Consider the following 18,953-nt stretch of genomic DNA (forward strand, 5'->3'; position numbering starts at 1 on the left):
CGGAGAAGCTCAAGGCGGCCGGGGATGAACGGACCCTGGCCCAGATCATGGTCGATGTCGCGGTGGACCGGATCACCGGCAGGTCCCGCGTCGAGGGCACCAGGATCATGCTGAGCCTGGTGATGACTGACAGGACCCTGTTCCAGGGCGACAGCGAACCGGCGCACCTGGAAGGCTACGGCACCGTTCCCTCCACCTGGGCCAGGCTCATGGTCGGCGGGCGGGAACCGGCGGACCGGGAACGCTACCGGTCGCAGGTGTCCCTGAAGCGGATCTACACCCACCCCGACGCCGGGATGCTGGTGGCCATGGACTCGCGCTCCAGGCAATTCCCCAAGACCCTTAAGGACCTGATCCGCATCCGCGACCAGTACTGCCGCACCCCGTACTGCAACGCACCGATCAAGCACTTCGACCACGTGGTCCAACACAGCCGAGGCGGACCGACCAGCGAAGCCAACGGCGCCGGACGATGTCGAAGCTGCAACCAAACCAAGGAGCAAGAAGGCTGGGAGGAACGGGTCCTGGACACCGGCGGGCGGCACACCCTGGTGATCACCACCCCCACCGGAGTCCAATTCACCTCCACCGCTCCGCCCCTGCCCGGCACCCCCACCTAAAAGCGCCCCAGGGGCACACCAGCGCACCACCACGGCCACCACCAAAAACGGTCCGTGGCACCAGTGACACGCGCAATCGCGTGCCTCGGTGCCACGGACCGCGTGGCGTTAAGGCGTGTGTTCCTTAGCGGCCGGTGCCACCGTAGACGGTTGCCTCGTCCTCGGAGTCCAAGTCGAATGCCGCATGGATCGCACGCACCGCGGCGTCGAGCTTGTTGGCATCGGTGACGATGGAGATGCGGATTTCCGAGGTGGAAATCATGTCCACGTTCACGCCGGCCTGGTGCAGGGCCTCGAAGAAGGTGAACGAAACTCCCGGGTTCGAACGCATGCCGGCACCGATGAGGGAAAGCTTGCCGACGTTCTCGTTGTAGGAGATGTCCTCGAAGCCGATTTCCTCCTGGGCGGAACGCAGCGCCTCCTTGACGTGCTTGCCATCAACCATGGGAAGCGTGAAGGAAATATCGGTGCGGCCCGAACCGGAGGGCGAAAAATTCTGGACTATCATGTCGATGTTGGCATGGGCGCCGGCAATGACACGGAAAATCTGGGCGGCCTTGCCCGGGATGTCGGGCACGCCGACAATGGTGACCTTGGCTTCGGAGCGGTCGTGGGCGACACCGGAAATGATGGGCTGTTCCAAGGGTTCTCCCTCTTGAATCTTGATCTGGTCATCGGGGCTGGGTAGTACCCAGGTTCCCTCATTGGTGCTGAACGAGGATCGCACATGAAGCGGAACCCCAAAACGACGCGCATATTCAACGCAACGCAGGTGCAGGATCTTGGCGCCGGAAGCCGCCATCTCCAACATCTCCTCACTGGAAATGGTGTCGATCTTGCGGGCCGTCGGAACCACTCGGGGATCGGCGGTATAGATGCCATCGACATCGGTGTAGATCTCACATGCTTCGGCACCCAGTGCGGCGGCCAGTGCCACCGCCGTAGTGTCCGAACCGCCGCGACCCATGGTCGTGATGTCGTTGGATTCCTTGCTCATGCCCTGGAAGCCGGCGACGATGGCGACGTAGCCGCGGTCGATGGCGCGGCGCACGCGCTGCGGCGAAACCTCAATGATGCGCGCCTTGCCGTGGATGGCATCGGTCAACATGCCGGCCTGCGAGCCGGTGAAGGAAGCGGCCTTGGCGCCTAGCCCGTCGATGGCCATGGCCAGCAAGGCCATGGAGATGCGTTCGCCTGCAGACAGGAGCATGTCCATCTCGCGTGCCGGGGCATCTTCGGTCAGCTGTCCGGCGAGGTCGAGTAGCTCGTCGGTGGTGTCTCCCATGGCGGAAACCACCACGACGACATCGTGGCCGGCGGACTTGGTGTCAATGATCCGACGGGCAACACGTTTGATGCCTTCGGCATCTGAAACGGATGATCCGCCGAATTTCTGGACAATCAGGCTCATGCGTCAGCACACTCCATGGGATGGGGACGAGGGGGACTTCACTGGGCGCAGTCGTGGTTGGCGCCTTTTCCATTTTAGCCATTGTGATGCACCAAAACCCCCATGCGTGACCGTTCTAGGTCATAAAGGCAGGTGTGGCTGGTCTATTTGCTCGGTTGTGTGTCGTCGAGGTCACCTTGGGCGAGGGATGGGCGACGGTTGACGCGCGGAGACGGCTATTTGGTAACGGATTGGATGAAAGCGTGACTTGTTCGGTTTGGCTCCGTAGCTTGGGAGGACTGGGCGGGGACTTTGGAACAACTAACGGTTGGGAAACTCATGGAAACGGTCATTAGTGGCCCAGGCAAGATGCCTGGGCTGCAGAGGGAACTCGATTCTGGAATCACGGCTCATGGCCTTGCCCGTTCCTTTGGATCGGTGCTGGCAGTGGAAAGCATCGATTTTCACGCGGCGCCGGGGGAAGTGACCGCGCTGATCGGGCCCAATGGGTCCGGCAAGACCACGCTATTGCTGATGCTGGCATCGCTTTTGCGTCCGGATGCCGGAAACATCCGGATCCAGGGCATCGACCCGGTGGGCAACCCCCGTGCGGTGCGCGCCATCCTTGGCTGGATGCCCGACACTTTGGGTTTCTGGGAGAGCCTGACCTGCCGCGAGATCCTCACCACCGTCGCAGCGCTCTATGGAATCGGCAAGGCGCAGGCCAGGGTGCGGGCCGCCGAGCTGCTGGAGGTGGTGAACCTCGGGAAGCTGGCGGACACCCCGGCGCGGGTGCTCTCACGCGGACAGGCCCAGCGGCTCTCGCTGGCGAGGGCACTGATCAACGATCCAGCGGTGTTGCTTCTTGACGAGCCGGCCGGTGGGCTTGACCCGGGAGCGCGCGTGCAGTTGCGCACCCTACTGCGCCAGCTCGCCGACAGCGGGAAAACCGTGGTGATCAGCTCCCACGTCCTGGTGGAACTCGACGAAATGGCCGATGCGGCAGTGTTCCTGTCCAAGGGAAGAACCGTGCGCAGCCAGAGGCTCGACGAGGCCGGGACGCAGGGCCGCGGATACACCATAACCAGCCTTGATCTACAGGCATTGCGGCGCGGGCTGGAAGCCAACAGCCTGGAAGCCTCCTATGACCCGAACCTGGAAAATGGCGGCGGCGGCGCCAAGGTAAAACTGTCCGGTGAAGCACAGGCCGCGGCACTGCTGGGCAACCTGGCCGGCGCCGGCATCCCCATTACCGCCTTCGCCCCGTCTTCAGGTCTTCTCGAGGAGACCTACCTGAGCCTTGAGGATGAAATGCCATGAGTATCTCCACACCCCCGCGTGCTGAGGCATCCGCCCCGGCACTGGGCTATCTTGCAGGCATCGGCACAGTGTTCGGTCTGGAAATCCGGCAGCGGGTCCGCAATCGCGGCTGGTACATCATGCTGGGCATCTGGTTTGTTGTGGTCGCCGCCGTCGTGGGCCTGGCGGCACTGAGCGCCGGCCAGGACGAATTCGGACCCGGACAAGTGATGTTCGAGCTGGTCATTGCCTTCGTGTTGTTCTTCGGCATGCTCATCGCCCCGGCGCTGAGCGCCAACTCGATCACCGGGGACCGGGCCAACGGGACGCTGGCGATCCTGCAAAACACCCTGCTGACCCCGGGCCAGCTGCTCTGGGGCAAGTGGCTGGCCTCGTGGGCGGCATCGCTGGGTTTCCTGGTGGTGACGCTGCCGCTGATCGGCTGGGCAATGACCTACGGGGACGTGTACTTGCCGGCGGCCCCGGTGTTGCTGGGCATGCTCGCCCTTCAGCTGGCCATTGTCTGCGCACTCGGGGTTGGGGTTTCGGCGCTGGCCAATCGCACGCTCTTTGCCGTCATGATCACCTACCTGCTGGTGGCGATGCTCGGCATCGGTACCCTGATTGCCTATGGGCTGAGCATGCAGCTGGTGAAGACCGAGGTCCAGGTCTCCAACCAGGTCTGGCCAGATGAATACATGGCCGAGAATTCCTACGTCGAGTGGGACGGTGACAACTACACCTGCGAAACCCGGACGTACACGCAGCAAACCTACGCCACCGAACGCATCACCTGGCTGCTGGCCGCCAACCCGTTCGTCGTCGTGGCCGATGCCGCACCGCAGGCCCCGACGACGGAAGATCCCTCGATGTTCGCGCCCGCCGGACCCATGGGGTCCATCAGCATGGGCGTGCGCTATTCGCAGGCGGGCCCCGCATACCAAATGGCGTGCCTGAACGGGGTCAAGAACACGGAGCTGCCCCCGACCCCCGCCCCGTTGTGGCCGCTGGGGCTCGGAATCCAGGTGTTGCTGGCCGGCGGCATCCTGGCTGCAGGCCGAAACAAGCTGAAAACCCCCGCGGGAAGGCTCGCCTCCGGAACCCGGATCGCCTAGCGGCGGTTGGCCGGGGCGGGGGCGCCCGCGCCCGGCCAGCACCTAAGCTGGAGAAAACGACCAAGCACAAAGATGAGCACGAAGGACGGAAAGCCCTTGGCAGTCCATGAACCACACGGCCCGGAAACGGACGACGACGATGCGGTGCCCGGCGGCGTCCAATCGGTGGACCGGGCCCTGGCCATCCTGGAAATCCTCGGCCGGGAGGGAAGCTCCGGCGTCGGCGAGGTGGCCGAGGAACTCCAGATCCACAAGTCGACGGCCTCCCGGCTACTGGGCTCGTTGCTGGCCCGCGGCATGGTGCAGCAGAACACCAACCGGGGAAAATACGAGCTGGGCTTCGGCATCCTGAAGCTGGCCAGCTCCATTCCCGGCCGGCTCTCACTGGTGGGCGAGGCCCGCCCGGTCCTCGAGGCGCTGGCCGAGGACTACAAGGAGACGGTCAACCTCGCGGTGCTGCGCGAGGAATATGCGGTGAACCTGGACCAGGCGATGGGCCCCTCGACCCTGGCGACCTACGATTGGCTCGGCAGCCTCACTCCCCTGCACGCGACCTCCAGCGGCAAGGTCCTGCTGGCGGCCCTGGGTGCCGACGAACGCGGCCGGATACTGAAGGCCACCAGGATGCCCCAGCGCACGGCCAATACCATCCGCACCCGGACGGCACTGGAAGAAGACTTGCTGCAGGTCGTCAGGAACGGCTACGCCCAGGCCCGCGAGGAGTTCGAGATGGGCATCAATTCCGTTGCGGTGCCGGTGCGAAACCACCTCGGCGTGGTGGTCGGGGCCATCAGCATCTCGGGTCCGGCATTCCGCTTCGACCCCGAAAAGCAGCCCGGCCTGCTCGAGGGACTCAAGCAGGCCGGGCTGCGGGTCAGCGCGTCGCTGGGGTACACCGACGGCTGACGCGTCGGACCCCTGCGCCGACGATCACTTCGCCGGTGCGCGCCGCCCCAAACCGGGCCCTCACCCCTGGCCGCGCCATGGCCTTCGGCACGACCGGGCTGGACCCCGCGGGGGAAGCGCAGCCTAGTTGTTGAGGTACCCGTTCGGGTTGAGCACGTACTTCGTGGCTGCTCCAGCATCGAATTCCGCGTACCCGCGTGGGGCATCCTCGAGCGAAATGGCCTTGGCGTTGACCGCCTTGGCGATCTGGATCTTGTCGTGCAGGATAGCCATCATCAGCTGGCGGTTGTACTTCATGACCGGGCACTGGCCGGTGGCGATGGAGAGGGACTTGGCCCAACCGGTGCCCAGGGACAAGGACAAGCTTCCCTTCCGGGCCGCCTCGTCAACGGCTCCGGGGTCGCCGGTGACATAAAGCCCGGGGATGCCCAGGGATCCACCGGCGGCGGTGAGATCCATCAGTGAATTCAGGACGGTTGCCGGCGCTTCCTGCGCCCCGGCCCCGTGACCGTGCCCGCGGGCCTCGAAACCGACCGCGTCAATGCCGCAGTCGACCTCACGCACGCCGAGGATCTGCTCGATCTGGTCGGCCGGGTCGCCATTGGCCACATTGATGGTTTCGCAGCCAAAGGACCGGGCCTGGGCCAGGCGGTCCTCGTTGAGGTCCCCCACGATGACCACCGCGGCCCCCAGCAAGTGGGCGCTGGCCGCCGCGGCGAGCCCCACAGGACCGGCCCCGGCAACATAGACGGTGGAGCCGACGCCGACACCGGCCGTGACCGCTCCATGGAATCCCGTCGGGAGGATGTCCGAGAGCATGGTCAGATCCATGATCTTCTCCAGGGCCTGGTCCCTGTCCGGGAACTTCAAGAGGTTCCAGTCCGCGTACGGGACCAGGACGAACTCCGCCTGGCCGCCGACCCAGCCGCCCATGTCGACATAGCCGTAGGCGCTTCCGGGACGGTCGGGGTTGACGTTCAGGCAGATCCCGGTCTTCCCCTCCTTGCAGTTGCGGCAGCGCCCGCAGGAGATGTTGAAGGGAACCGAGACGATGTCCCCGACCTTGATGAACTCCACGTCGGGCCCGGTCTCGATGACTTCCCCGGTGATTTCGTGCCCCAGGACCAAACCGGCCGGGGCGGTCGTCCGACCGCGGACCATGTGCTGGTCCGAACCGCAGATGTTGGTGCTCACGGTGCGCAGGATGACCCCGTGCGGGACCCTCCGGCCGACATTGACGGGATTGACGCCGGGTCCGGCCTGCAGTTCAAAAGTGGGGAACGGGGTATCGATGATTTCCACGATCCCCGGCGCCTTGTATGCAACGGCCTTGTTACCTGACATTGAATGGCTCCTCTGGGTTGGCGATCAAAACCTTCACGGTGACACTGATCACATCAGACTACCTATGAAGATAGTTATTGTCAGTTTCCGCGAAGCAGGTTGGATAAAACGATGGGTGCAGTTCATATGGCTGCAAGGCAACGAGGGCTTTCAAGCCGACCTGTGCAGTACCTGAGGCTGTCCGGCCCCGAGCGGTTGGAAGCGGCTAGGCATCGATGACCAAGTCGGTCAGGGCGGTCGAGCAGCAAGGCAGGAACTTGCCGGCCTCGATTTCCCGTGCCCGGATCCCGCCCTGATGGTTCATCTCCACGTCCCCGGAGAACTTGATTATCTTGCAGGAGCCGCACATGCCTTCCTGGCAGTTGGCGCCAATCCTGACACCTGCCCGTTTGGCCGCCCCGAGGATGTGCTCCTCTGGATCGATGCGCACGTTGAGGCCGGTGCGCATGAAGGACAAGGTGAGCCTTCCCGTTCCAACGGTGTCGAACGTTGAGACGTCGGGGGAACCGGTCTCCGGCCCTACTGTCGAACCTCCGCCGGGGGAGCCTGGGACGGGAACGGTCGAGTCATCCGTTTCGAGCGGCAGGCCCGTGGCCTCCAGGGTTCCTTCGGCATCGTAGCCAGGTTCATAGAGCCCGAACGCGGTGGGTTGGCTTTCGTAGTATTCCTCGGCCGATTCTGCGAGTTCCTCGGCAATTTCTTCCGCGATGTCCACTGCCAGCGCGATCTCCGCCTGGTATTCCAGGATCGTCTGGCGGTCTCCGGAGAAAAACTCCATGTGGATGGAGGTGTCATCGACACCGACGTTTTTCAGAAGCTCTGTGGCGGTGTTCAGGTAACCCTCGGGGCCGCAGGCATAGACCTGGCGGCCGTTGGCATCGGGGGCCACCTCGTCGAGCATTGCCGTGGTCAACCTTCCGGTCAGCCCCTCCCACCCCTCCTGCCTGCTGCGGTCTCCCAGGGAGTAGAAGACCTTGACGCGCGAATCGACGGCAGCGATGTATGCCAGCTCCTGGTGGAACGCAAAGCCGCCGGCCTCGGCACCGTGGTAGAGCACCACGACGTCGGCCTGTCCTGGCAGGGAATGGATGGTACGCAGCATTGACATGATGGGGGTGATGCCGGCGCCCGCGGCCAGCAGAAGGTAGCGCGCGCGCCTGTCAACGTCGGGGAGATGGAATGCGCCGACCGGTCCGAGCATCTCCAGCACCTTGCCTGGCTTGACGTTCTCGTGCACCCACGGCGAGACCAGGCCGCCGGGATCGCGTTTGACCGTGACGCTGAAGGTCCACGGCTCGGTGGGGGAGCTGGACAGCGAGTAGCTGCGGTCCACCGGGTCATGGGTCTCGCCGTTCACGGGAAATGCGATGTTCAGGTACTGGCCCGGCCTGAACGCCAGCGGCGCGCCGTCGGAGCGGCGGAACACGAAGGTCATCATGCCGCCGACCTCGGGCACGGTCTCGACGCATTCGGCCATGAACTCCTGCGGATGCCAAGGACCCAGGGCGCGGGCGGCACCGGCAGGTCCCTCGGTGGTGCCCATGACCCTGTTCCACGGCATTTCAAGGCCGCGGATGCGCTGGGCTTCCGGGATCGGGGTGACAGTCATGCTCTCGATCACGCCAAGTGCTCCTGCACGCGCTGGACATACCAATTGATGAAGGCCTCGACCTGGTATTCGCTCTTCATGTACGGACCAGGCTCGTAGGAAGGGCTGCTCGCGCCCTTCTGGCACAGCTCCACGAACGCCTTGTCCTGCAGGTTGGTCTGCTTCCAGGTGTGGGTGAGCTTCTCCAGGTCGTAGTCGTCGCCCTCGACCGCGTCATCGGCCACCAGCCAGGTGGTGCGCACCAGGGTTTGGTGCTCGTTAACGGGGAATACGCCGAACGTGATGACGTGGTCGCCGAGGAAGTGGAACCAGCTGTTGGGCTGCAGGTGCATCGAGCAACGGCCGAGGCGGAAATCGCGCAGATCCCCGAGCAGCTTCTTGGACAGCCGGTGTCCGTCGGGCGAGAAAGATTCGCCGTCGCCATCGAGGGACTCGCGCGAGATGCGGATTCCCGCCACGCGGTTGTCGAGCTCCTCAACAACCTCATAGGGGAGGTCGTAGCGCCGGCAACGGTCTTCGAGCGATGCCTGGGCTTCCTTGTTGCGGCCCCACACTTCCTCGAGATGAGGCGGGATGAGGCCTTCCGTCAGGCCCCAGGTGGGAAAGAGGGAGCAGGCTAGCTCCGGGTGGCCGTCGCAGTGGTAGCACTCGCGGTTGTTCTCCATGACGAGCTTCCAGTTGCCCTCTTCGATGATGTTCTGCTGGTAGGCGACCTTCGCCTTCGACAGGTCGTGGGGAGCGAGGTAGGGCTCGAAGATCTTCGCGGTTTCGTCGAAATCGGAGGGCGGTTCGTCCGCAACGCAAACGAAGATGAGTCCGGCGTACACGCGGCTGTGGGCGCGCTTGAGGCCGAAGCAGCTCTTGTCGAATTTCGTTTCCCCGGGTGCGGAAGCATGGATCAAGTCGCCGTTGGGGGAGTAGGTCCAGGAGTGGTAGCCGCATACCAGGTTGCCTGTGGTCCCGGTGGATTCGGTCAAGACCCGCGCACCGCGGTGGCGGCACACGTTGTGCAGGACGTTCACGCCGCCGTCGTCGTTGCGCAGGACGATCAAGGAGTAGGGTCCGTAGTCGACAGTCACGTAGTCGCCCGGATCCGGGAGCTCTGCAACACTTGCTGCAAAGAGCCAGTGCTCACCGAAAATGGCCTGCATGTCGATCTTGAAGATCGCCTGGTCGGTGTAGAACGGCGCGTCGAGGGAGTGGCCTTTGCGTCGGAATTCGAACAGCTCGGTGATCTCTGCCAGCTGTTCCGCAGGCAATGACGAAGCGAGTTTGCCGCGTGAATTGAGTGGCACGTTCACTGAAGCAGACATGTGTTTACTCCTCGGAGGAATGGTTAAGTGTGCGGGTCCGGGGGGGACCGGGGGTCTGTCGTTGTAACCGGAGCTGTCGAAATCGTTCTACTCATGAGATTAGGGATCCGCGATCTGCAATAAAAGCGCAATATTTTGGCGATAATGGTGCACAATATGTGCATGATCGATCCACGCCTCACCACGCTCAGAGTGTTTGCCCGATGCGGCACCGTCGGGGCAACCGCGGAGCTCACTGGCTATTCGCCTTCCGCGGTCTCCGCGCAGTTGCGGGAACTGCAGCGCGTGCTTGGAATGCAGTTGCTGACGAAAGACGGCAGGGGCGTGCGCTTGACGGCCACCGGCCGATTTCTTGTGGCGGGCTCGGACAAGCTGATTACGGAATGGGAGCGACTGCGGGCCGCGGCGCTGGAGGCCGGCGACCAGGTGCAATCCCATTTTGGGCTCGGCGGCTTTTCCACCGCGGCCGCCCAGCTGCTCGCGCCGCTGGCCGCGGCTCTGCGATTGTCACGCCCCTTGCTGGAAGTGCAGGTGCTCGAGGCGAATCCGGCCCGATGCTTCGACCTGTTGGTTGCCGAGCGAATCGACCTGGCGGTCATCGTGGCCATGCAGTCCGACACCCACGTTGAAGAAGATCCGCGCTTCGAGCAGACAACGCTGCTGAACGATCCCCTCGACGTGATCCTTCCCTCCGATCATCGGCTAGCCGCGCGGGAAACGGTGACGCTCGAAGAGCTGGCGACGGAACCGTGGATCACCGAGGCCCCGGGGTCGACCTATCATTCCCTGTTCACCGCGGCCTTCACGGCAGTCGGCGTGACTCCGAGGATTGCCCATGAGGCCGTCGAGTGGGAAACCCAGATCGCTTTCGTCGGCGCGGGAATGGGAGTGGGGCTGCTACCGCGATTGGCGCCTCTGGGAAGCGCGGAAAATGTGACTCGACTGCGCATCTCGGGGCAGGGACAGCCCACGCGCAGAATTGTCGCCGCCGTGCGCAAGGGCAGCATCGGGTCGCCGCTGATTAAGGAATCGCTCGATATCCTGCAGGCCAGGGCGAAACGAATCCTCACCGAACGGCTGAAAGACGATCTATGAGACCGCGTGAGCATGGGCTCTCTGCTTTGGCGGCCATGTGACCCAACGGTACGGCGTGCCCGAGATCGGCAAGCTTCGGAGGGCATTGGACCCTCGCTCTGCAACATCCGGTGCGGCTGCCTCCGTGCATGGATCCAGGCCCTGATTCCGCGTTCCTCGGTTCCGAGGAACGGGGTTCGGGTTTTTGATCAACAAGCCACCGCTGTCGTCCTTCGAATCCGGTAACGTCCGGAAAGTGCGACCGATCCAACGGGGACACACCCCTCCGATTCACCGGCGTTGATGCCGGAGATTTCGGGGCCCGGATTCCCCCGGCTACGCCCATCCCCAGGATGCCTGCTTCCGCCAGGGTGGGTGAAAATGCATCCACACGAACGCCCAGCCCGGTATGTCCTCGGCTTGTCTCCCGGTTTCCAAGGGAGCCCCCGGGTTGATGCATCAGTCCCGCGTAGTGCCGCCGCGCTGGCCGCTAACTATCGCGGGCATTTCTCCGACAGGCATCCATCTCATTCTGCGAGCCCCATTCATTAGGCCACGGAACCCTTGACTTTTGGCTGTGAGGTGCGCCACGATTGTTGCTCGAGGCGCTTGCTGTTGATCGATGCGAAACAGTTTCCACCTTTTCGCTACCGCACCAAACCACAGAACAAGGCTGGACGAGTGATGCGCAAAGCCTGCACACACCAGGACGCCTCGCTTGCCGAAGGCCGGGTGGAGGGCTGTGAGGTCCACCGCCCGCTACACACCTCAACGTTTGATTTGAGGACCATGGAGGCCAGTGGCACGCCGGCCCCCGGCTGGACCATTCGCGTTCGTCCACACTGTCACCGTCGACTACGGAGTCATCATGACTGAAGCATCCACGCAACTGCTAAACCTTCCGCCCGGCGCAACCCACCCCGGATAGCGTCCTCGCAATAGTCGCACCGCCCTAGCCCACGGCACCACGCGGCTCCAAAGACGCAATTTGCATCCCCAGTCAAAGGAAAACCTCATGGCAGTGAACACCGACGAACTCCTGTCCGATGAGCCGGACGAGACGGACGCGTACCTGGCCGAGGACCCGGAAACGGTGCCCCAACCACCCGATGACACCGCGATCCTGCAGGAGCTCAAGGACAGCGAATCGGAGCGGAAGGCCTCCCGGATGATTCCGCGGCTGCCAGAGGGGCTGGACAAAGTCACCTTCGGCGTGACCGGGGCCTTCGCGCTGGCCTTCGTCATCTGGGGGCTGGCCAACACCGCATCGCTCTCGTCGGCCTCCAACGTGGCGCTGTCCTGGGTCACCGAGAACACCGGATGGTTATTTGTCTCGCTGGCCTCGTTTTTCGTGATTTTCGTGCTCTGGCTGGCCCTGGGTCGGTTCGGGAACATCCCGCTGGGGCGCGACGGGGAAAAGCCCGAATTCCGAACCGTCTCCTGGATCTCGATGATGTTCAGCGCAGGCATGGGCATCGGGCTGGTCTTCTACGGGGTGGCCGAGCCGCTCTACCACTATGTTTCTCCGCCGCCGGGGACCGTGGACGGGAGCACCCCCGAAGCCATCCAGACGGCCATGGCCACGTCCATCTTCCACTGGAGCATCCACCCCTGGGCCATGTTCGCGGTGGTCGGCATCGCGATGGCGTACTCGACTTTCCGGCTGGGGCGCCGCCAACTGATCTCCTCGGCCTTCACTTCCCTGTTCGGCCCGCGCGTCGAGGGGCCCGCCGGCAAGATCGTGAACATCCTGGCCATCTTCGCCACGCTCTTCGGCACCGCCGCCTCGCTGGGCCTCGGGGCCATGCAGATCGCCAGCGGCATCGAATTCAACGGCTGGGTCGGCAAGGTCGGCTCCCCGGTGCTGGTCGCGGTCATCACGGTGCTGACCATCTGCTTCGTGCTCTCCGCAGTCTCCGGGATCTCCCGGGGCATCCAATGGCTCTCCAACATCAACATGGTCCTGGCCCTGCTACTGGCGGTGCTCGTCTTCGTGCTGGGCCCCACCCTGCTGATCCTCAACCTGATTCCGTCGGCCATCAGCGACTTCGTCCGCGACCTGCCCTCGATGGCCTCGCGCACCGAGTCGGCCGGAGACGAGTCGGTGCGGGCCTGGATGTCGGGCTGGACCATCTTCTATTGGGCATGGTGGGTTTCCTGGGCGCCGTTCGTGGGGATGTTCATTGCCCGGATCAGCCGCGGCCGCACCATCCGACAGTTCGTCACCGGCGTGCTCCTGATCCCGTCCCTGGTGTCCGTCATCTGGTTCTCGATCTTCGGCGGTGCCGCCTTCGACGTGCAGCTCAAGGCGGAATCCTCCAACGGGGCCACCGACTCGATGGTGACGATGGTCGACGGGGAACCATCCATCGACTTCGAGGGTGCCATGTTCGACCTGATCCAACACCTGGGCGCGTCCCCGGGTGTCACCCTGGCCATCGCAATCCTGGCCATGGTCCTGGTCGGAATCTTCTTCGTCACCGGGGCCGACTCCGCCTCGATCGTGATGGGCTCGTTGAGCACCAACGGGCGGCTGGAACCCTCCAGGCGCGTGATCGTGTTCTGGGGAGTGCTCACCGGGGCGGTTGCCGCCATCATGTTGCTGGCCGGCGGGGACGACCCCGGGCAGGCACTGAACGGCCTGAAAAACATCACCATCGTCTCGGCATTGCCCTTCGCGATCGTCATGTTCATCCTGTGCATCGCCCTGGTCAAGGATCTGCGCCGCGACCCGCTGGCACTGCGCAAGAAGCTGGCCGACTCGGTGGTTGAACGGGCCATCCGCACCGCCGTGGACGAACACGGCGGGGTGCCCTTCGAGCTGGTGACCAAGCACGACTGCACCGAGGGCTGTGCCTCCGGGGACCGCTGTCCGGGCCGAGGCACAGACTGCTGATGAACCTCCACGATCCACACACCACCTTCCAGCCATCCACCTTTCAACGAGCCAAGGGAGCAAACATGACCACCATGATCCACGAGCCGGCAGCGACCCGGGATGCCACACACCCGCGCAGCGTCCGCTTCGTCCTCACCCTCTCCTGCCCCGACAAGCCCGGAATCGTGCGGGCAGTGACAGGGTTTCTCGATGACCGCGGATTCGACATCGCCGAGCACCAGCAATTCGACGACCACGTCGGCGGCAGGCTCTTCCTGCGCACGGCGCTTGCAGGCGGGGACCCGCGGGACACCGCCGAGGACCTGGACGCGGCCTTCGGAAAGCTGGCGGGGGAGTTCGACATGGAATTCGCCTTCCACGACGGGCGGGCCCAGCGGGTGCTGGTCATGGTCTCGAAGTTCGGACACTGCCTCAACGACCTGATCTACCGCTGGCGGACCGGAACACTCGGCGCCGAACTGGTAGGCGTGGTCTCCAACCACGAGGACCTGCGCCCCATGGCCGAGGCCGCAGGGCTGCCGTTCATCCACGTCCCCGTCACCTCCGACACCAAGCCCGCCGCCGAGGCGCGGCTCGAGGAGATCATCACCGAACACCGGGCGGACGTGGTGGTGCTGGCCCGCTACATGCAGGTGCTCTCCAACGAACTGACCAAGCGCCTGCACGGGCGGGCCATCAACATCCACCACTCGTTCCTGCCCGGGTTCAAGGGCGCCAAGCCCTACCACCAGGCCTACGCACGCGGCGTGAAGATGGTCGGGGCCACGGCGCACTACGTCACCGAATCCCTCGACGAGGGCCCGATCATCGAACAGGAGGTGTTCCGGGTGGACCACGTCCCGGACGCCGACGCGCTGGCGCGGATCGGGCGCGATGCCGAAGCCCAGGCGCTCGCCCGGGCCATCACCTGGCATTGCCAGCACCGCATCCTGCTCAACAACACCCGCACCGTCGTCTTCCGCTAAACACCCCGAAAAGGAGCATTTCCATGAACCAAGCACCCCGCGTCGTCATCATCGGGGCCGGCATCGTCGGCGCGAACCTGGCAGACGAGCTGGCCGTCCGCGGCTGGGCCAACACCACCGTCATCGAGCAGGGACCCCTGCACCTAGCCGGCGGATCCACCTCCCACGCCCCGGGTCTGGTCTTCCAGACCAACGCCTCGAAGTCGATGACCGAGTTCGCCGGCTACACCGTCGAAAAGCTGCTTTCCCTGCAAAAGGACGGCACCTCCTGCTTCAACCAGGTCGGCGGGCTGGAAATCGCCACCACCCCGGCACGGCTCGAGGAGCTGGCGCGCCGGCACGGATTCGCCACCTCCTGGGGACTCGAATCGCGGCTGATCGACGCGGCCGAATGCAAGCGGCTCTACCCGCTGCTGGACCAGGCTGCGGTGCTCGGCGGTTTCCTGGTTCCCTCTGACGGGTTGGCGTCCGCGGCGCGGGCCGTGCAGCTGCTCATCGAGAAGTCCACCGCCGCCGGGGTGCGGTTCCTGGGGGACACGACGGTCACCGGGATCGAGCAGGACGGCGGCAAGGTCACCGGGGTGCGGATTGGGGAGAACGAGGTCATCGAGGCGGACGTCGTGGTCTCCTGCGCCGGGTTCTGGGGCCCGGCCATCGGGGACATGATCGGGATGAGCGTGCCGCTGCTGCCGCTGGCCCACCAATACGTCACCACCGACGCGTTGCCCGAGCTTTCCGGGCGCAACCCAGGGCCCAACGGGGCAACGCTCCCGATCCTGCGCCACCAGGACAAGGACCTGTACTACCGCGAACACGGGGATCGGATCGGCATCGGTTCCTACGCCCACCGCCCGATGCCGGTGGAGCTGGACACGCTGGCGAAGGTGCCCGCCGAGAACATGAGCGAGCACGAAATGCCCTCGCGGCTGGATTTCACGCTGGAGGACTTCCTGCCCGCCTGGGAGGACTCGAGGGCGCTGCTGCCAGCACTGGGCAAGCGGTCGATCGAGGACGGCTTCAACGGCATCTTCTCCTTCACCCCCGACGGCGGACCGCTGGTGGGTGCCGCCCCTGAGCTGGAGGGCTTCTACCTGGCCGAGGCCGTCTGGGTGACCCACTCGGCCGGGATCGCCCGGGCCGTGGCTGAGCTGCTCATCGACGGACAGTCCTCCATCTCCCTGCACGAGGGCGAGGTGACCCGCTTCGAAGCGGTGCAAACCACCAAGGAATACGTCAGCGAGACCTCCCAGCAGAACTTCGTGGAGATCTACGACATCCGCCACCCGCTCGAGCCGCGCACCTCCCCGCGCGACGTGCGCTCCAGCCCGTTCCGGGCCCGCCAGGACGAGCTGGGTGCCTTCCACCTGGAATCCGCCGGCTGGGAGCGCCCGCACTTCTTTGAGGCCAATCGGCACCTGCTCGACACGCTGCCAGATGAATGGCGGTCCCCGGCGCGCGATGCCTGGTCCAACCAGTTCCATTCGGAGATCTCCGCGGCCGAGGCCTGGAAGACCCGCACCGCGGTGGCCATGTATGACATGACCCCGCTCAAGCGCCTGGAGATCACCGGGCCCGGCGCCCTGGCCCTGCTGCAGCGGCTGAGCACCGGAAACATCGCGAAGAAGCCCGGGGCCGTCACCTACTGCCTGTTGCTGAACGCTGACGGCGGGATCCGTTCGGACGTGACAATTGCGCGCCTGGGCGAAGAGCGCTTCCAGCTGGGCGTGAACTCAAACATCGACTTCGACTACTTCAGCGTGGAGGCGCACCGGCAGGCCAAGGCTGACCCGGGGGCGTGGGCGCACGTCGCGGACATAACCGGTGCCACCTGCTGCATCGGGATGTGGGGGCCGCTGGCCCGCGAGGTCATGGCCAAGGTCAGCGCGGACGACTTCTCCAACGACTCGCTGAAGTACTTCCGCAGCGCCGAGGTGGTCATCGGCGGCATACCGGTCACCGCGATGCGCCTATCCTACGTGGGCGAGCTCGGCTGGGAACTCTACGCGAGCGCCGAGACCGGGCAGCGGCTCTGGGACGTGCTCTACGCGGCAGGGGCCGAGCACGGGATCATCGCCGCCGGGCGCGGGGCGTTCAACTCCCTGCGCCTGGAAAAGGGCTACCGGCTCTGGGGCACCGACGTGACCCCCGGGCACCACCCGTTCGAATCGGGCCTGGGGTTCTCCATTGCCAAGGACAAGACGGGGTTTGTGGGGGCCGACGCGGTCGATGCCTTGCGCAACAAGCCCTCAGAACGTGCGCTGCGCTGCCTGACCGTGAACGACGGGACATCGATGGTGCTGGGCAAGGAGCCCGTGTACCTCGACGGCGCCCCGGCCGGGTACGTCACCTCGGCGGCCTACGGCTACACGGTTCGCACGCCGCTGGCCTACGCCTGGCTGCCGGCCTCCACGGTGGAGGGGGACCAGGTCCAGATCGAGTACTTCGGCCGCAGGATTGACGCCACGGTTGCAGCCGATCCGCTCTTCGACCCGAAGATGGAGCGACTGCGCGGCTAGGTGCAGGGCGCGGTGCCCGCCGGAAGGCTCAGGAGGCGGAGACCGGTTCCTGGGACGGAAGCGGGGTGCGCACCAGGGGTGCGGCGGGGGCCGCCGGCGCGGTGTTGCGGCGGCCCTCGATGGCGCGGGCGAGGGTGACCTCGTCGGCGTACTCGAGGTCCCCGCCCACCGGCAGCCCGGAGGCCAGGCGGCTGATCTTGATGCCCAGCGGGCGCAGAGTGCGCACCAGGTACGTGGCGGTCGCCTCGCCCTCCAGGTTGGGGTCGGTGGCCAGGATGATCTCGGTGATGCGCTCGTCGCCCAGCCGGGCGATCAGCTCGCGGATGTGCAGCTGCTCCGGGCCGATCCCGTTGATCGGGTTGATGGCCCCGCCGAGCACGTGGTACCTGCCGGTGAAGGCGCGCGAGCGCTCGATGGCGATGACGTCCTTGGATTCCTCGACGACGCAGATGATGTCATCGCCGCGGCGCTCGTCGCGGCAGATCGAGCAGGTCTCCGACTCGGAGACGTTGAAGCACACGGTGCAGAACTTCACCCGTTCCTTGACCACGGAGATGGACTGGGCCAGGCGCTTCATGTCCTCCGGATCCGCCTCGAGGATGTGGAAGGCAATGCGCTGGGCCGACTTGGGGCCGATGCCTGGAAGCCTGCCCAACTCGTCAATCAGTTCCTGGACTGCGCCTTCGTACACTTGGATTCACACTGCCTAATCTTGCTGTTCCTGAGCATTTACGGTTCCGTGCAGCAGACACTACACGCCCACTCCCACGCTTGATCCCGGCCCGGGGGAGCCGTGTGGTCAGCGCGGCCGGTTGGGCCGCTCGATCACGTTGCCCTGGGCGTCGCGTTCCTCGATGATGCGGCCATTGAGGATGCGCTCGATGGCGGGGACCCCGATCAGCGAGGAATCCTCGATCGCGATGTCGTCGTCGCTGGGGACGAACTCCGTGTCATCCAATTCTACGGGTGCAGCCGGTGCCGGGGGGCGCGGATTTTCAACTGGTGCGACGGGGCGCGGGCGGGCGAAGTCCGGGGCGTCGTCGGGGTTGCCCCAGGCACCTGCCGCCGGATCCGTGGTGATCCGGGCGGGCGCATGCGCCGGACCGGAATCGGTGATCCCCGCGGCACGGTTCATCAGCCGCTGGTAGCGGCTGAGCTTGCCGCCGTTGGCGCCTGCCGCGGGACCGGCAGGGGCACCGGGTTCCGCGGCGGACGCGGCGACCGGTGCCGGGACCGGCATGCCCCAGGTCGCGGCGGACGCGCCGGGAGGCGGGGCCACCGGACGATCGGCCACGCCCAGCGACGGTGCCGGGGCCACATAGCCCTTGGGGGCCGCCGGCGCCGGCGCGGCCGGCCGCGAGGTTTCACGGTCAACGGGCGCGGGTGCCGCCATGCCATTGTCGCGGGCAGGCTCCGCCGAGGCTGTGCCAAGGTCCGCTTCCCAGTCGGGCACGGGAACGGAGGAGGCATCCCAGTCGCCGGCGCCATCGTCCCACGGCTCCGAATCCCAGGTGGGTTCGGGACCGAAGCCCGGATCCTCGTCCGACGGTGCCGGTGCCGGTGCCGGTTCCGGTGCCGATGCTGCTGCCTGGGCGGGCTGCTCGGGCGCAGGGGCAGGGCGCACGGAATCCGCGGCGGGCTGCCGGGCTTCCGGCTGCTTCGCCGGCTGCACAATGGGCCTTGGGGCCGCGGGCTGCGGGGCTTCCTGCGGTTGGGCGTGTTGGCCAACTGGCCGAGGGGCGGCGGGCTGCGGTGCCGCCGGTTCCGCCGGGGGTGCCGGTGCTACTGGCTCTGGCCGGGAGGCAGGTGTCGTCGCTTCCGGCGCGGTCGCCGGAAGAAGTGCGGTGCCGTGCCCGGGTTGGTTGGTAGCGGGCGCCCTGGAAGGGGAGGGGGCGGTGTGCTG

The 18,953-nt window shown here is 65.5% G+C and carries 15 protein-coding genes; 9 read left to right on the plus strand and 6 right to left on the minus strand.

Annotated elements, in window-relative coordinates; all coding sequences use genetic code 11:
* Positions 1 to 620 (plus strand): HNH endonuclease (locus ACLQ7E_RS05260; RefSeq protein WP_411731520.1); only part of this gene is annotated, 620 nt, incomplete at its 5' end.
* Positions 621 to 744: 124 nt separating this feature from the next.
* Here the strand turns inward: ACLQ7E_RS05260 and ACLQ7E_RS05265 are convergent.
* Positions 745 to 2,031 (minus strand): aspartate kinase, encoded by a 1,287-nt coding sequence (locus ACLQ7E_RS05265; RefSeq protein ID WP_411731521.1) that lies wholly within the window; start codon positions 2,029 to 2,031, stop codon positions 745 to 747.
* Positions 2,032 to 2,457: 426 nt separating this feature from the next.
* Between ACLQ7E_RS05265 and ACLQ7E_RS05270 the strand changes: the two genes are divergently transcribed.
* The 3 genes from ACLQ7E_RS05270 to ACLQ7E_RS05280 all read left to right on the plus strand — a co-directional run bounded on the left by ACLQ7E_RS05270 (position 2,458) and on the right by ACLQ7E_RS05280 (position 5,330).
* The gene (locus ACLQ7E_RS05270) at positions 2,458 to 3,330 is read left to right on the plus strand and encodes an ABC transporter ATP-binding protein (protein ID WP_411731522.1); all 873 of its coding nucleotides are present in this window, start codon (positions 2,458 to 2,460) and stop codon (positions 3,328 to 3,330) included.
* Positions 3,327 to 4,424, plus strand: coding sequence for an ABC transporter permease (locus ACLQ7E_RS05275; RefSeq protein WP_411731523.1), 1,098 nt, complete (start codon positions 3,327 to 3,329; stop codon positions 4,422 to 4,424). The genes ACLQ7E_RS05270 and ACLQ7E_RS05275 overlap by 4 nt, the downstream gene beginning before the upstream one ends.
* A gap of 72 nt (positions 4,425 to 4,496) precedes the next feature.
* The gene (locus ACLQ7E_RS05280) at positions 4,497 to 5,330 is read left to right on the plus strand and encodes an IclR family transcriptional regulator (protein WP_411731524.1); all 834 of its coding nucleotides are present in this window, start codon (positions 4,497 to 4,499) and stop codon (positions 5,328 to 5,330) included.
* Between the two features lie 123 nt (positions 5,331 to 5,453).
* Here the strand turns inward: ACLQ7E_RS05280 and fdhA are convergent, their stop codons facing one another.
* The 3 genes from fdhA to ACLQ7E_RS05295 all read right to left on the minus strand — a co-directional run bounded on the left by fdhA (position 5,454) and on the right by ACLQ7E_RS05295 (position 9,596).
* Complete coding sequence (fdhA, locus tag ACLQ7E_RS05285) at positions 5,454 to 6,674, minus strand: formaldehyde dehydrogenase, glutathione-independent (RefSeq protein WP_411731525.1); 1,221 nt, start codon at positions 6,672 to 6,674, stop codon at positions 5,454 to 5,456.
* A gap of 205 nt (positions 6,675 to 6,879) precedes the next feature.
* On the minus strand, positions 6,880 to 8,283 hold the full coding sequence (locus tag ACLQ7E_RS05290; RefSeq protein ID WP_411731532.1) for a ferredoxin reductase: 1,404 nt from the start codon (positions 8,281 to 8,283) through the stop codon (positions 6,880 to 6,882).
* 8 nt (positions 8,284 to 8,291) lie between these two features.
* A complete protein-coding gene (locus ACLQ7E_RS05295) occupies positions 8,292 to 9,596 on the minus strand; it encodes an aromatic ring-hydroxylating oxygenase subunit alpha (RefSeq protein WP_411731526.1) in 1,305 nt (434 codons plus the stop codon).
* 162 nt (positions 9,597 to 9,758) lie between these two features.
* Here ACLQ7E_RS05295 and ACLQ7E_RS05300 point away from each other — a divergent pair, with 162 nt between their 5' ends.
* The 5 genes from ACLQ7E_RS05300 (at position 9,759) to ACLQ7E_RS05320 (ending at position 17,050) form a co-directional block, all read left to right on the plus strand.
* Positions 9,759 to 10,691 (plus strand): LysR family transcriptional regulator, encoded by a 933-nt coding sequence (locus ACLQ7E_RS05300; protein WP_411731527.1) that lies wholly within the window; start codon positions 9,759 to 9,761, stop codon positions 10,689 to 10,691.
* A gap of 663 nt (positions 10,692 to 11,354) precedes the next feature.
* Positions 11,355 to 11,546 (plus strand): Rieske 2Fe-2S domain-containing protein, encoded by a 192-nt coding sequence (locus ACLQ7E_RS05305; RefSeq protein ID WP_411731533.1) that lies wholly within the window; start codon positions 11,355 to 11,357, stop codon positions 11,544 to 11,546.
* Between the two features lie 139 nt (positions 11,547 to 11,685).
* Positions 11,686 to 13,566 carry a BCCT family transporter gene (locus ACLQ7E_RS05310; RefSeq protein WP_411731528.1) on the plus strand — a complete coding sequence of 627 codons (1,881 nt, stop codon included), beginning with the start codon at positions 11,686 to 11,688 and terminating at the stop codon, positions 13,564 to 13,566.
* A 74-nt stretch (positions 13,567 to 13,640) separates the two neighbouring features.
* Positions 13,641 to 14,534: a formyltetrahydrofolate deformylase gene (gene purU / locus ACLQ7E_RS05315; RefSeq protein ID WP_411731534.1), complete on the plus strand. Its 894-nt coding sequence runs from the start codon at positions 13,641 to 13,643 to the stop codon at positions 14,532 to 14,534.
* Between the two features lie 23 nt (positions 14,535 to 14,557).
* Positions 14,558 to 17,050 (plus strand): GcvT family protein, encoded by a 2,493-nt coding sequence (locus tag ACLQ7E_RS05320; protein ID WP_411731529.1) that lies wholly within the window; start codon positions 14,558 to 14,560, stop codon positions 17,048 to 17,050.
* A 28-nt stretch (positions 17,051 to 17,078) separates the two neighbouring features.
* Here the strand turns inward: ACLQ7E_RS05320 and recR are convergent, their stop codons facing one another.
* Together recR and ACLQ7E_RS05330 are read right to left on the minus strand one after the other, a co-directional pair.
* Positions 17,079 to 17,741: a recombination mediator RecR gene (gene recR / locus ACLQ7E_RS05325; RefSeq protein ID WP_411731530.1), complete on the minus strand. Its 663-nt coding sequence runs from the start codon at positions 17,739 to 17,741 to the stop codon at positions 17,079 to 17,081.
* 108 nt (positions 17,742 to 17,849) lie between these two features.
* Complete coding sequence (locus ACLQ7E_RS05330; protein ID WP_411731531.1) at positions 17,850 to 18,722, minus strand: hypothetical protein; 873 nt, start codon at positions 18,720 to 18,722, stop codon at positions 17,850 to 17,852.
* Positions 18,723 to 18,953: the final 231 nt, after the last annotated feature.

Origin of the sequence: Paeniglutamicibacter sp. (assembly GCF_046714615.1) — a bacterium.
Lineage (GTDB): Bacteria > Actinomycetota > Actinomycetes > Actinomycetales > Micrococcaceae > Paeniglutamicibacter.